General features: G+C 69.5%; 10 protein-coding genes. 5 read left to right on the forward strand and 5 right to left on the reverse strand.

Annotated elements, in window-relative coordinates; all coding sequences use genetic code 11:
- Window positions 1–522: 522 nt before the first annotated feature.
- From ACZ4RZ_RS39915 to cpt, 3 genes are all read right to left on the reverse strand, one after another.
- On the reverse strand, window positions 523–2,478 hold the full coding sequence (locus ACZ4RZ_RS39915) for a collagenase (protein WP_467752232.1): 1,956 nt from the start codon (window positions 2,476–2,478) through the stop codon (window positions 523–525).
- A gap of 217 nt (window positions 2,479–2,695) precedes the next feature.
- Window positions 2,696–3,655, reverse strand: a complete 960-nt coding sequence (locus tag ACZ4RZ_RS39920) for a LysR family transcriptional regulator (RefSeq protein ID WP_467752234.1) — start codon at window positions 3,653–3,655, stop codon at window positions 2,696–2,698.
- A 285-nt stretch (window positions 3,656–3,940) separates the two neighbouring features.
- Complete coding sequence (cpt, locus tag ACZ4RZ_RS39925) at window positions 3,941–4,474, reverse strand: chloramphenicol phosphotransferase CPT (RefSeq protein WP_467752413.1); 534 nt, start codon at window positions 4,472–4,474, stop codon at window positions 3,941–3,943.
- A gap of 797 nt (window positions 4,475–5,271) precedes the next feature.
- On the opposite strand from cpt, the gene ACZ4RZ_RS39930 reads away from it, so the two are divergent.
- Window positions 5,272–5,553 (forward strand): hypothetical protein, encoded by a 282-nt coding sequence (locus tag ACZ4RZ_RS39930; RefSeq protein WP_467752236.1) that lies wholly within the window; start codon window positions 5,272–5,274, stop codon window positions 5,551–5,553.
- 130 nt (window positions 5,554–5,683) lie between these two features.
- Here the strand turns inward: ACZ4RZ_RS39930 and ACZ4RZ_RS39935 are convergent, their stop codons facing one another.
- A complete protein-coding gene (locus tag ACZ4RZ_RS39935; RefSeq protein ID WP_467752237.1) occupies window positions 5,684–7,228 on the reverse strand; it encodes a glycoside hydrolase family 32 protein in 1,545 nt (514 codons plus the stop codon).
- Between the two features lie 168 nt (window positions 7,229–7,396).
- Between ACZ4RZ_RS39935 and ACZ4RZ_RS39940 the strand changes: the two genes are divergently transcribed.
- The 4 genes from ACZ4RZ_RS39940 to ACZ4RZ_RS39955 are packed head-to-tail and all read left to right on the forward strand — an operon-like array spanning window position 7,397 to window position 12,007.
- Complete coding sequence (locus ACZ4RZ_RS39940) at window positions 7,397–8,806, forward strand: extracellular solute-binding protein (RefSeq protein WP_467752239.1); 1,410 nt, start codon at window positions 7,397–7,399, stop codon at window positions 8,804–8,806.
- Complete coding sequence (locus ACZ4RZ_RS39945) at window positions 8,803–9,753, forward strand: carbohydrate ABC transporter permease (protein WP_467752241.1); 951 nt, start codon at window positions 8,803–8,805, stop codon at window positions 9,751–9,753. The genes ACZ4RZ_RS39940 and ACZ4RZ_RS39945 overlap by 4 nt, the downstream gene beginning before the upstream one ends.
- Window positions 9,754–9,767: 14 nt before the next feature.
- Window positions 9,768–10,622 (forward strand): carbohydrate ABC transporter permease, encoded by an 855-nt coding sequence (locus ACZ4RZ_RS39950; protein ID WP_467752243.1) that lies wholly within the window; start codon window positions 9,768–9,770, stop codon window positions 10,620–10,622.
- Entirely contained in the window at window positions 10,619–12,007 is a 1,389-nt protein-coding gene (locus ACZ4RZ_RS39955) for a glycoside hydrolase family 32 protein (RefSeq protein WP_467752245.1), read from the forward strand. The genes ACZ4RZ_RS39950 and ACZ4RZ_RS39955 overlap by 4 nt, the downstream gene beginning before the upstream one ends.
- On the opposite strand, the gene ACZ4RZ_RS39960 is transcribed toward ACZ4RZ_RS39955, so the two are convergent.
- The gene (locus ACZ4RZ_RS39960) at window positions 11,970–13,034 is read right to left on the reverse strand and encodes a LacI family DNA-binding transcriptional regulator (RefSeq protein ID WP_467752415.1); all 1,065 of its coding nucleotides are present in this window, start codon (window positions 13,032–13,034) and stop codon (window positions 11,970–11,972) included. The genes ACZ4RZ_RS39955 and ACZ4RZ_RS39960 overlap by 38 nt on opposite strands.
- Window positions 13,035–13,204: the final 170 nt, after the last annotated feature.

The following is a 13,204-nucleotide window of genomic DNA, read 5'->3' on the forward strand; positions in this document are numbered from 1 at the left end:
TGCGGACCCGAGCACCCGCGCAAGTCAGAGCAGTCCAGAGAAGCGCTTCCTCCCGGGCGTGAACGCCCGGGGTTCCGCGCTAGATCATGCTGAACGTACGGTCGCTTCAGCATTGCGGCCGGCAGGCCGGGTCTGCGGGGCCACTTCGCCCGAGGGCGTCGAGCACCCCTCCTGCGGCCGCGCCCCGTCCGTGAACTGTCCGGCGTCGGCACCAAGTCGGCCGACGTACTGGCTGAGTACGGCCTTCATACCGTCGCCGACTCCCCCAGCTCACCCCGCAGCGCCTGCTCGGCGCCCGCGCCGGCCGTACTCTCCACCGGCCTTGGTGCCCGGCATCTCCTCCGCAACGGCAACCTGGACAGGCCTACTCACCTCAAGCGAGCGTCCGGGTCCCACCAGACCGGCGGCCTGGTGGGACCGTCTCGTCGTCGGCCTTGAAAGGCCGCACCCGCTGGGTGATGCGCGGCTGCTGGAGTCGATCGGCCTGTCGGTCGAGCCAACGCCTCGGACGCAGTCGCCGTGTCAGCGGCCGCCGCCTGCGGCCGGCTCGGCGCAGGCGCCTGCGGCGCACGTGGTGAGCCAGTCGTCGAAGTCGGCGTCGTAGCGGGTGCCGATGTCGGAGTTGTAGACGGCGTAGCCGCCCGTGTAGTCGCCGGCTCGGAAGTGGGCGAGCATGCGCTGGATGTCCGCCGGGTGCTTCTCGAACATGTAGCGGACCGCGAGGTAGCCCCAGGGGTAGGTGCGGGTCACGTCGCTGTTGGCGTAGGTGTTCTGGAACAGCGTGCTCAGCGTGTAGGTGTGCCTGCCCGCCTCGGTGACCGCCTGGTCATCGGTGATCCCGCGGTAGCTGTAGGAGATGTATTCGGCCAGGCCCTCGATCCACCAGACATCGGGGACGGAGATCTGCTGGGTGAAGTCTCCCTTCATGTCTTCACGGGCGTCGAGGTAGTGCGTGTACTCGTGGTTGAGGTTCCAGATCCGCGCCACGAATCCGTCGTCGTAGTCCTTCTGGTACATGATCGAAAGGGGCTGGTTGTGGGGGTCGGCCGGATCTCCTACCAGGGTTATGCCGCCGTTGTCCGTGCTGACGCCGAAGATCGCCCCGGCGTAGGTCTGGTAGTCGGCGCGGCTGGCGAACACGACGAGTTGGATGGTTGATTCGTACTGGCCGGGTATGGGGCCCTCGTCCTGCACGAGGCCGTGGAAGTACGGGTCTTGGGCCAGCACGTCGGCGCATGTCGCGTCGAGGTCGGCGGCGGTCACATCCTGAGCCCGGATGGTGTGCGTCGCGTCGCAGGCGTGGGTGATCGGCAGCGCCGCCTTCGTCAGCCGGCCGGTCAGGTCGCAGACGTCGTAGTACGAGCAACTGGCCTTGTCGTAGTAGTCCACTTGGGTCGCGACCGCCACCCACAGCTGGGCTGTGGGCCCAGTGATCTCCGAGGCGTTCAACAGGCCCTTGGCCAGCGGCCGGGCCCGGTCCTGCAGCGCGGGGTGCTCAACGTAGCGGGCGAGGTTCATTCCGGCGTTGGCATCCAGGTAGGCGCGATCGGTCCCCAGGAGGTTCATGTGGTTGAGTGCGAACCCGTTGAGGGTGTCGATGATGCCCGGGTCGGCCGTGACCGCATTGACGTAAGCGGGGTTCCAGTTGCCGCGCCAGAGGGGGGTGTAGACGTCGTTGACGGCTGCCACCATGCTGGCGATGGCGTCGTAGGAGCTGTTGTATCCGCCCAGCACCCGCCGGTAGACGCTCAGGTAACGGTCCTGCAGGTCGGCGCTGTCGGTGAGGATGATGACGTCACCCAGGATGTCGCCGTTCGCGGAGGTGACATCCCTTGAATGTGCGCGGGCGAAGAAGGCGTCCAGGCCGGCGGCCGCGGCTGTGGTCAGGGCCGTGCCGTAGGGGCCGACGTCCGACGGGTTGTAGAACTGCACGAAGTAGCCGGCGCGCATGAACAGCACGAGTTGCCACACATGGGCCGAGTTGTCGCCGCCGTACCTCCTGGCCGCTCCCGTGAAGGCTTTCGCGACGGTTGCCATCTGGGCCTCGCGAAAGACGTTGTGCGCGTCTGTGCCGGTGACGGCGAACAGGCTGTTGATGCAGTCCATGGTCGACGCCTTGACGAATGCGACGAGTGCGGATCCGGTCCGGCTGCCGAAGTCGGCCGGGGTGCAGGAGGCCGGCCTCGGTGCGGTTTTCGGTCCGGCCGTCGCAGCCGGGTCGTGCGGGGGCGTCGCCGCCCTGAGGGGCGGGAGTTGAGCGGGAGTCACCCGTCGGTCTTGCACGGCCCGGTCGGAGGAGCCGAGGGTCGAGCCGGTCGGTGGCACGGGGGGCGTCGTGCTTCGGGATCCGATGACGGCGTTGGTGTCGGCCGGTGACGGGGGCGCGGCGAGCGCCGGCGTCGCCAGCAGGCCGGCAATGGTGACAACGGCGGCGAGAGAACCGACCACGCATCTGGGCAGGGTGAAGCGGTAGCGCATCTGGACTCCTTCACGGATAGATGCGCCTCGTAAGCGGTGATGAGGCGTGAGAGGCACCTTCTCAATCCCCGTCGCCGCCAACAATGGGGTGTGACATAGCACATTGCACGGCCGCTCCATAACATCCGGGCCCGACGTCACCATCCGGCCCGGCATCCGGCCGGACGCCCGGCGCAACCGATAGCCGCGCGCAACCCGGTGCGGCCTGAACCCGGCCCTACGGCCCGGGCACGCTCCACATCCGCGCGGCCCACGCCCTCAAGTGCGGCGACTGCGCGATGAGTTGGCGGTACGACGCAGTGGCGGAAACGAAGAGCGTCTCCGCCACCTCGTCGGGGACCCGGTCGCGCCGCCAGGCCAGCACGTAGCGGCACCACAGCGGTGTGCCGATCAGCGGTTTGATCAACACGTCCGGAGTCGGCCGGAGCGTCGCCTGTACCAAGGACACCCCGATGCCGTCGGCAATCATGTTCTGCAACTGCACTCGGTCGCCCAGGAATTCGTGCACCGCCACCGGCGAGAAGCCAGCCGCCTCACATGCGGCATAAAAGACTCCCGGCCAGCCGGCCCCGTCGTCAGGTGTCACGAACCACGCGTCATCCGCCAGATCGGCCAGCGTCACCTGAGGGCGATTCCTGAGTCGGTGACGAGCAGACAGGGCCACAAACGTCGGCTCGGTGACGATCCCGCGATGTGCCACTGCGGCGGAGTGGCGCAATTCCATTCCGGGATAGTCCGCGGCGATCGCCGCGTCCACCTCGCTGCTCTCCAGGAGTTCCACGATCTGAGAGGACGCGTACACGCTGCTCACCGTCAGCGACACGTCCGGCAGCCGACTCCGGACCCGGACCACCATGCCCGACAGAACGGGCGAGTTGGTCGCGGCCACGCGCAGGATCTGGCGCGTTCTCGCCGCGCCTCCCACTGGACGGAGCCCGATCGCCTCCGCGCGCGCGAGGACGTCCCGTGCCTGAACCACGACCTCCACTCCGTATCGCGTCAGCTTCACACCAGACACCCCTCGCTCGAACAGCGACTGACCGAAGAAGCGTTCGATCCGCTGAAGCTGGGTACTCATGGCCGGTTGCGAGTACCCCAGCTGCGACGCGGCCCGACCCAGGCTCCCCGCATCAGCGATCGCGCACAGGACGCGCAGATGCCGAAGCTCCAGCTCCATCCGCCTTCTCCCCGTTCGCATCACCGGGCCGCCGGCCACACGGCCCGTGACAACAATGCCGCCTTCTGGTCACACCAGCGGAGGGGAAGCGTTCCATCGCGCCGTCCCACCCACAAGACACGGATGCGCCGCCATTCGGCACGGGAGTTGATACCCGGCCGCCCAGCGCCGCGAGCGCACCCACTTCCGCAGCGCGAAGGCGTCCGCTGGGGAGGCCGCCCCAGAACCGCCGCAGCTTGAGCTGCCCGCTACTGCCGGCCGGGCAGCCGGGAGCCGCTTCGTCGATCAGCTGACATGGGCGGCGATGGTGCGCGCACACACCAGAGATTCGGTATGCGTCGTGTCCACCTCCAAGTCATAGAACACCCCTTCGTGAACCACATCCGCCTGCAACGCGGCCATTCCCCGGACCCGATCTCCCCGTGCGACCTCACGCCCCGCGGCGACCGCACTCTCACACCTGACGCCGACCCACAACACGTCCACTCCGTCAAGAGCCTTCTGCCACCGCTGCTGGGACGCCGCTCCGCCGAGGAAGACGTCATCGATGATGACCCTGGCACCCGCACGGGCCATCGCCACGACGCCCTCCACCCAGGCCGCGTCCAGCGCCCGGAAGTCCGCCCCGACGCTCACCCCGCCGTCCGCCGCGAACTCGATCCCCTCGTTCGACGCCTGCATCCTCGCGGGCATCGCGTCGACGAGCGAATCGACCCCGAACGCCAGCCACTGATCCGGCAGTACGGCCTGCAGACACCGAACGATCCCGGACTTCCCCGAGCTCGAACCACCGTTGAGAATGATCATCTGAGTCGTCACCGCGCCACAGTAGAGCGCCTCCCACACGGCACGAAACGAATTTCGGCAGGGCGTCTCACCCCTGGCCTACCGCCGCCCCTTCCAGGCTGCCGGCGCCTCCGCCCGAGCCGCAGGCGCCGAAGCCGCAGCGGCAGTCGGCACGGGGCCCCGGTCCGCGCGTGGACGCACGCGAAGGGATTGGCGGCCCCGATGCGCAGGTTCGGGGCGGTGACGTGGTTCTTGGTGGGCATAGGGATCTGCCTTTCCAGGGTTCAGCGCGTGTGCGTGGGCACAACGCGCCTGTGGCAAACCCAGGGGCTGCGGTCAGCCGCTGAAGGCACGGCGTCATACCGGAGCGGTTCCTGGCTGAGGCGGTGGCGCCGCGTTCGGCGGGCGGTCGACCGGAGGTCAGACGAGGGTGAGGACGGTTGTGCCGGACCCCGTCCTGGCGGCACCGGCCTGGTCGCGCGGAAGCGTCGCGGTGGCGCGAGCGCCGTGCCCGCGGCCTGGGCATCCGGCTCCGCTGCGGCGTCATCTCGGCGCAAGGACGGCGGCACGCCGACCTGGCTGCCTCTCGACGGCCGGCCACCTCCGCGCCCCGCTCCGGAGTGCTGTGACGCGGACAGACGGAACGTAGCGGCGCGGGCCGTCGACCGTCCGCCTCTTGCTCAAGGCAGGCCGCGCCGGGCTGGGCCGCAGGCCAGGGTACGGCCGACGAGGTCCCGATGGACTGCGCCGAGCTCGATCCGGCACCCTTCTCCGGGCAGCCGGCCCGCTGCGACAGGCGGGGCAGCCGCATGGCCGCCTACCGTAGAGGTATGAGCGAGATCGTCGTCGTGTACGAGCTCGACAAGTCGGCGGCCCATCGCACCTCCGCGGGCGTACCGCAGGGTGAGGATCAGCCCGTCCGTAGGGTGCACGCGGCCCCCGCCACCCCGGGAGCGCTCACCGCGGCTGGACCGCGGACGCTCTGCGGCAAGGACACCTTCGCCATGGAGACGAGCCGCTGGAAGCCGTCCGAGGACTCCGGAGCGCCGTGGTACCCCGGGGAGTATGCATCCGTGGTCTGCCCCGATTGCGACGCCGTGATGGAGATCTGACCCCCGTCTGCACCTCGCGTCGCTCGGTCTCGCCACGCTGCCGTGCCGGGTGACCATGACGGAGGCCGTGAGCGGCCTTCCTCGACCTGGCTGATGAAATGGCCTCTTGGTCATCCCGCGCAACGAGACCTCACACCCTGAACTCCCGTATCACCGTGTTCCGGAACAGTGCCGCACCGCCGATCGTGAACAGCGCGAGCCCGGTGTCGACGAGGTACGGGAACGCCTCCATCGAGTGCACGTACCGGCCGTCGTCGACGAACACCTCGACGGACGTGCGGTCCACGAGGATCCGTAGCATCACTTTGCGCGCGGAGGGGTCGAACGGGGTGTGACTCTCCTGCCACTTGCCGGAGGTGTCGGGGTTGACGGCACCGCGCCGGTTGACGAACGCGTAGTCGCCGTACACTCCCGCGTCGATGTGCCGGCTGCCATCGGCCGACCGGCGCAACTGTGCGCCGGCTCCCGCGAGTTGGTCCCAGGTGATCTCGCAGGTGAGCTCGTAGGCGACGCCGGCGTAGTCCAGCACTCGGCTGCCGTCGACCTTCAGGTCGCCGAGGCGCACCGTGCGCGAAACGTGGTCGTCCAGGGCGGCGATCGGCCGCGAGGCCAGGTAGTACGTGCCGGAAGCGGCACGCTCGAGCGTGATCTCGCGGACGATCGAGTCGGTGCCGTTGAAGCCGTCGCAGTCGATCGTAGGCGTGATATTCGGGTAGTCCCAGTTGTTCAGCCAGCCCATGGCGTACCGGGTGCGCGGGTCGACGGAGCCGTCGGCCCGGCGCTTTTCGAAGGTGACGGCTCCGTACCAGTCGAAGCCGTGGTCGAGCCACTGCGGGTCGGCGGCATCGGCGGTGAAGGCGTTTCCGTCGAAGGCGCCCGACCAGTACGCGTAGGTGTTCGGCAGCCCCGACCCCTTGCCGTTCGCGCTCACGCCCAGGACCCACGCCGCCGTACCGTCCGCCGCCGTGATGCCGAACAGGTCGGGGCACTCCAGCGTACCGAGCCCGTCCTTGACGAAACCGCCCGTGTACGTCCACTTCTTGAGGTCGTCGGAGTGGTAGAAGCCGATCTTCGTGCCCTCGGCAAGCGCCATCACCCATCGGTCGCGCTCCTCGTCCCGGATCACCTTGGGGTCGCGGAAGTCGCGCACGCCGGGGTTGGGCAGGACCGGATCGGTGCCGTGGTTCGTGAAGGTGCGGCCGCCGTCGGTGGAGTAGTACAGGTACTGCGCCTGAGAGGTGGGCCCGTCATCGTGGGACATCGTCGCGATGACAACGACCGCGCCCGCGCCGAAACCCGCGGTGTCGTCCGCGTCGACGACCGCCGAGCCCGACCAGACGTCCCCGTTGGGGGTCGTGTCCTTGGGGACGGCGACACCGCGGTCCCGGAAGGTAACCAGGTCGGTACTGGTGGCCAGGCGCCAGGCGGTGCCGACGGCTCCGGTGAAGTAGTCCGCGTTGTACAGGTAGTAGTAGTGGTACTCGCCGTCGATCCAGACCGGTCGCTGTGGGTCGTTCTTCCACGCGTCGGGGACCGTGAAGTGGTGCTCGGCGCGGTAACTCGCGCCGGATCTCGCGCCCTTGGGACGGGCTGCGGCCGGCATCGCGGGCAGTGCCACGGCTGCCGCTCCCGCGGCCGACCCGGCGAACAAAGCTCTCCTGGACATCCCACGCATCACGCATCGTTCCTCTCGTTCGAGTCATGCGAACGGCGGCTCATGTGAAACCAGGACTGTAGACCTAACTCGTTAAAGGTCAAGCGTTCGCGACCCTTGACAGGGCCGTGACCCGCTTCACATCATCTGGGGCATCACCCCTGAACTAACACGAGTTAGGCCCGTCCGATGACCGACTCGCACCTCTCCCGCCGCGCCCTGCTGCGGTACGGCGCCTACGGCGCTGGAGCCGCCGCCCTGGCCGGCACCGCCGCGAGCTGGGAGCGGCTCACCGGAGCCGACATCCCCGGCCGCGACGACGGCTCCCTCGTCGTCGCCACCCTGGGCTCCGCCTTCGACCAAGCCGCCGTCCGCACGCTCAGCGAGGGCTTCCGGAAGCTCCACCCGGGCATCAGGCTCCGGATCAACGCGGTGCAGGCCGTCGACTGGTCGGACTTCTTCGCGAAGATCCTCACCCAGATCGCGGCAGGCACCGCTCCGGACCTCGTCTACGTCGCCACCGAGGGCGTCCAGCTCTTCGCCCAGCGCCTCGGCGTCCCCCTGGACCGCTGGGTGAAGCGGGACGCGGCCGAACTGCGCGAGTACTTCGCCGACGTCCACCCCTCGCTGGTGGAGTCGATGATGTACGAAGGGAGCCTCTACCAGCTGCCGGTCGAGTTCAACGCGGCCGACATGTATCTCAACAAGCAGGTGCTCAAGCGGGCCGGCGCGGACTTCCCCGCCGCCGACTGGACCCACGACGAATTCACCGCGCTGCTGCGGGACATGAAGCGCTCCAGCGGCTCCCACTTCACGCCGTACTTCTGGACCAACCGGCTGTGGGGCGGCGTGGTGCCCTGGCTGTTCGCGAACGGCACCAACCTGCTCGCCGAGTCCAAGGCGCCAGGCGGTTCCTGGCTGTGGGACACCTTCTACCCGGCCGCCGAGCGGCACGGGCGCGGAGGCGGCTTCCGGTGGACCACCCCTCAGGCCACCGACCTCCGCGTGGAGGAGGCGTACGACTACCTCGCCTCGCTCATCCAGGACGACCTGTGCACCCGCCCCGAGGGCGGCAACGGCAGCAATCTCGTCGGCGTGTTCTCCACCGGCCGGGTCGGCGTCACGCCGGCGGGCGGCTTCTGGGCCGGCGGTCTGCATCTGGCGGGGATGCGGCCCAGCGGCTACGACGTGCAGTACTTCCCGCGTTGGCGCACCCGGCGCCACCAGTTCGGCGCGGCCGGCTACGCGTTGCTGCGCACGTCCAAGAGGCAGGACGAAGCCTGGGAGTTCATCAAGTACGCCGCCCGCAAGGACACGCTGACCCACCTCTTCAAGGGCAACCAGACCACCCCGGCGCGCCGCTCGATGCTCACCGCCGCCCGCTACCAGGAGACCGGCCCGGCGCACTGGCAGGTCTTCTACGACACCCTCGACAAGTTCCCCGACACGGGGCCGATCCCCGCGCCGCCGCAGGTCGCCGAGGTCGAGCAGGTGCTGCTCAAGCACACCGGTACCGCGCTGGCCTCCCCGCGGGCGGTGCGCCCGGCGCTGCGCCGGATGCAGGCCGACCTGGAGAAGGCCATGGAGCGTGACGTATGACGAACACCCAGATACCGGCCGTACGGACGCGCCCGGCGGCAGCTCGCGCGGTCGCACGGCGGCCCTCCCTCCGAGACCGCGGCACCCGGCTGCTGGCCGCGCTGTTCCTGGCGCCCACGATCGTCGGCATTGTCGTCTTCACCGTCGTCCCGATCGTCGGCTCGGTCGTCCTCAGCCTCTTCCACTGGAACGTGATCGACTCGCCGAGCTTCGCCGGGGCCGCCAACTACCGTGAGCTATTCGGCGATTCCACCGTGCTGGTCTCCTTCCGCAACACCCTCGTGTTCATGGTGTTCGCGGTGGCGCTGCAGTTGCTCATCGCCCTGGTGCTGGCACTGGCCGTCAACGGGCGAATGCCGGTGTGGCTGCGGTCGGTATTCCGCTCCGCGTTCTTCTTCCCGCTGGTACTGTCCGCCGCGTCCATCTCGGTGGTGATGAAGTACCTGTTCAACCAGGACTTCGGGGTCGTGAACTGGCTGCTCGGTCTCATCGGGATCGCCCCGGTGCCGTGGCTGACATCGGAGAACTCGGCGATGGCCGCCGTGATTCTCGTCTACGTCTGGCAGCAGTTCGGCTTCTCCTTCCTGCTGTTCGTCGGAGGCCTGAACAACATCCCCAAAGAGATACACGAGGCCGCCGCCCTGGACGGCGCGACGGGCCTGCGCAAACACCTCACCGTCACGCTGCCCCTGCTGTCACCCACGCTGCTGGTCGCGTCGGTCGTCGGCATCATCAACGCGCTCCAGGTCTTCGAGCAGCCGTACGTCCTCACGAAAGGCGGGCCCGGCGACTCCACCAGGACCGTCGTGATGGTCATCTACGAGAACGCCTTCGAGCAGCTCCGGTTCGGCGAAGCGTCCGCGGTGGGCGTGCTGCTGTTCGTGCTGATCATGGCGGTCAGCGCCCTCCAGTTCCGGCTCAGCCGGCGTTTCGTCCACTACCAGTGAGCCGGGTGAGTCCCATGAGCCAAGCAACGCTGTCCCTGAGCCGTACACGGCACTCACTCGCGCCATGGGCACGGATCGCCGCGCTGACCGTATGCGCCCTACTGACGCTCGGGCCGGTCATCTGGACCGTCTCCACCTCGCTGCGCACCCCGGCCGAATCCTTCGACCTTCCGCCGCGGATCATCCCGACGCATCCCACCACCGAGGCGTACCACGGGGTCTTCGACCAGATCGACGTATGGCTGCTCGCCCTCAACTCCACGCTCGTGACCGCGCTGATCGCCGTGGGCCAGATGATCACGGCAGGCCTGGCCGGATACGCCTTCGCACGCCTCGAATTCCGTTTCAGGAAGCCGCTGTTCGGGCTCGTGCTGGCGACGATGATGGTGCCGCTCCAGGTCACCATCGTGCCGGTGTTCCTGGTACTGAAGTCGATGGGTCTCACGGACACCCTGCTCGGTTTGATCGTCCCGGCCTTCCCGACCGCGTTCGGCACCTTCCTGATGCGGCAGTACTTCCTGGGCATGCCGAAGGACCTGGGCGAGGCGGCCATGCTGGACGGCGCCGGGCCCTGGCGGATTTTCCGGTCCGTGTACGCGCCGCTGGCCGCGCCCGGCCTCGCCATCGTCGGCGTGCTGGCCTTCAACTACCACTGGAACGAGTTCTTCCGGCCGCTGATCCTCGAGACCTCCGCCCAGAACTACACGTTGCCCCTGGGCCTCGTCTCGCTCCAGGGCAACCTCGGCACCGGCTCCATCTCGGTGGTCCTCGCCGGTGTCGTCCTCTCCATGATCCCCGCCGTCGCCGTGTTCGTCGTCGGCCAGCGCCCTCTCCGCGAGGGCATCACCTCCGCAGGAGTCAACCGTTGAGCCACGACCCCCATGCACCTCGCTTCCGGGTCCGTCCGCCCGCCCACTGGATCAACGACCCGAACGGGCCCTTCCGTTGGCGCGGCCGCCACCACCTCTTCTACCAGCACAACCCGGACGCGCCGGTGCACGCGAACATCCACTGGGGCCACGTCTCCAGCCCCGACCTCGCCCACTGGGACCACCACCAGGTCGCACTCACCCCGACGCCCGGCGGCCCGGACGAGGCGGGCTGCTGGTCCGGGTGCGTGGTCGACGACGGGGGTGTGCCGACCGCCGTGTACACGGGAGTCGACCGCCACCACACCGGCCTCGGCACCATCTGCCTGGCGCGGGCGACGGACCCCGACGACGACACGCTCACCGAGTGGAAGCCGCTGCCCACGCCGGTGGTGACCGGCCCGCCGCCCGGTCTGGACGTGGTGATGTTCCGCGACCCGTTCGTCTGCGCCGACGGCGGCCGGCGCTGGGCGCTGGTGGGGGCAGGACACGCCGACGGTACGCCGTCCGTCCTCCTGTACGACTGCGACGACTTGGCCGACTGGCGGTTCGCGGGGGTCCTGATCGACGGCAACGACCCTGTCGCCGCCAACGCGTTCGGCGACAAGGCGGCCGGCTGGGAGTGCCCGCAGATGTACGCGACGCCGAGCGGTGAATGGGTGCTGGTGGTGTCACTGTGGGACGGAGATCCGTGCGCCACCGGCTATCTGACGGGATGTCTGCAGCCATATGGCGAGGGAGAGTTGCGTTTCGAGGCGCGGGCCGGCGGTCGGCTCGACCACGGCCGGGACTTCTACGCCCCCGCCGTGCTCCAGGAGGCGGACCGAGCCCTGATGTGGGGCTGGTCCTGGGAGGCACGTGAGCAGGGCGAGGCCGTGCGCGCCGGATGGGCCGGCGTCCTCACAGCGCCCCGGGTGGTGGACGTACACCCGGACGGGTCACTGCGGGTCGCCCCGGCCCAAGAGCTCGAACTGCTGCGCGCCGCCGAGCCGTTCGTCACCGCACCGGGCCGGACCGCACTCCCGGAGGCGTACGACCTGAGCGTCTCCACTCGCGCCCGGACGACCGTAAGTCTGCTCCGGTCCGCCTCGGGCCTGGAACTGACGGTCCGCCTGGACCCGGAGGCGGGCACTGTGACGCTGGACCGCGGCGGCTGGGCCCGGGCGGGTGCCGAGGGGGCCCCGCCGATCGAGGTACGGGTGCCACCCCGGGAAGAGCTGCACATCCGGGCCCTTGTCGACGGCTCCCTGTACGAGTTGTTCGTCGACGACCGGGCCACAGTCACCGAGCGGGTCTACCGGCGTCCCGACGACGTGCAGGAGCTCGCCGTGACGGGATCGGCGGCGGTCATCGGGTGGGAGCAGGTCCCACCGACGCGCGGCTGATCACGGGGCAGGCGATGCGTCGCGTGGCGGAGGGGGGCATCCTGCCGGTATCGATGGCGTCGAGGAGCAGCCGGGTGGCGGCCTCGCCCATCGCCCGGTGCGGCAGCGCGACCGTGGTGAGGGGCGGCGCGAGAAAGGCGGCCATGTGCTCCTGGTCGTCGTAGCCCACCACCGAGAGGTCGTCGGGAACGGCGATCCCGAGCCGGGTCGCGGCGTGCAGGACACCCGCCGCGACCCGGTCGTTGTAGCAGAAGATCCCGGTGGGGCGCCGGTCGGCAGCGGCCCCGTCGAGCAGCCGCGCCGCACCCTCGTAGCCGCTGGAGATCTCACCCCCGGTCCGTACGACCCATTCCCTGGGAACGGTGACCCCTTCTGCCCGCAGCGCGTCCCGGAAGCCGCGCAGGCGCTCGACCGACGCGATGTCGTCCAGGCCGCCGACCAGCGCGATTCTCTGGTGTCCCTGGTCGAGGAGCAGGCGGGCCGCCGTACGGCCTCCGGCGCGTTCGGCGGGGATGACGGCGGGCAGGGAGTTGTCCTCGGGCAGGCAGTTAGCGAGGACGGAGTGAGTGCGGTGCAGGCCCTCGGGAACACGGACGCGCCGCAGGGACATGGCCGCGTAGATGATGCCGTCCACGCGGCGGTCGAGGAGTTCGGCGACCGCCGCGTCCTCCTTGGCCGCGTCGCCGCCGGAGTCGACGGTCAGGACGAGGTGCTCGCTGTCCCAGGCGGTCTCCATGGCGCCGCGCAGCAGGCGGCCCGCGAAGGGCGAGGAGGCGATCTCGTCGGTGATCAGGCCGATCACCGCGGTACGGCGGCGGCGCAGGCCGCGGGCAACGGGGTCAGGGCGGTAGCCGAGCTGGGCCGCGGCCTGGCGGATGCGTTCCTGGGTGGCGAGCGAGAGGTTGCCCTCGGCGCGGCCGTTGAACACGAAGGAGACCGCGGTGTGCGACACACCGGCGAGCCGGGCGACGTCCCGGGACGTGGGACGCCCGGTTCCCGTCGTGCGACTTTCCTCGATGCTGCCCATGCCGTCCGCTGCCCTCACCCCCACCCACCCGGTTGATCACTCCCCACCCTATCGGCGACCGGGGCGGCGGCGGTGTCCGCGTAGTCATCCGGGCGCGGGCGGAGCGGGGCGCGCGCACCGGGCGCAGGGCGGAGCGGCGGTCCATGCCCGATTTCCTGCCGGAGCCACTG

Source organism: Streptomyces sp. NPDC027189, assembly GCF_055566975.1.

What these genes read in the sequence shown, in the direction of transcription:
- ACZ4RZ_RS39935 (WP_467752237.1), bottom strand. Translation starts at nt 7,228, where the DNA reads ATGCGTGGGATGTCCAGGAGAGCTTTGTTCGCCGGGTCGGCCGCGGGA.
- ACZ4RZ_RS39945 (WP_467752241.1), top strand. Translation starts at nt 8,803, where the DNA reads ATGACGAACACCCAGATACCGGCCGTACGGACGCGCCCGGCGGCAGCT.
- ACZ4RZ_RS39950 (WP_467752243.1), top strand. Translation starts at nt 9,768, where the DNA reads ATGAGCCAAGCAACGCTGTCCCTGAGCCGTACACGGCACTCACTCGCG.
- ACZ4RZ_RS39915 (WP_467752232.1), bottom strand. Translation starts at nt 2,478, where the DNA reads ATGCGCTACCGCTTCACCCTGCCCAGATGCGTGGTCGGTTCTCTCGCC.
- ACZ4RZ_RS39940 (WP_467752239.1), top strand. Translation starts at nt 7,397, where the DNA reads ATGACCGACTCGCACCTCTCCCGCCGCGCCCTGCTGCGGTACGGCGCC.
- ACZ4RZ_RS39920 (WP_467752234.1), bottom strand. Translation starts at nt 3,655, where the DNA reads ATGGAGCTGGAGCTTCGGCATCTGCGCGTCCTGTGCGCGATCGCTGAT.
- ACZ4RZ_RS39960 (WP_467752415.1), bottom strand. Translation starts at nt 13,034, where the DNA reads ATGGGCAGCATCGAGGAAAGTCGCACGACGGGAACCGGGCGTCCCACG.
- ACZ4RZ_RS39930 (WP_467752236.1), top strand. Translation starts at nt 5,272, where the DNA reads ATGAGCGAGATCGTCGTCGTGTACGAGCTCGACAAGTCGGCGGCCCAT.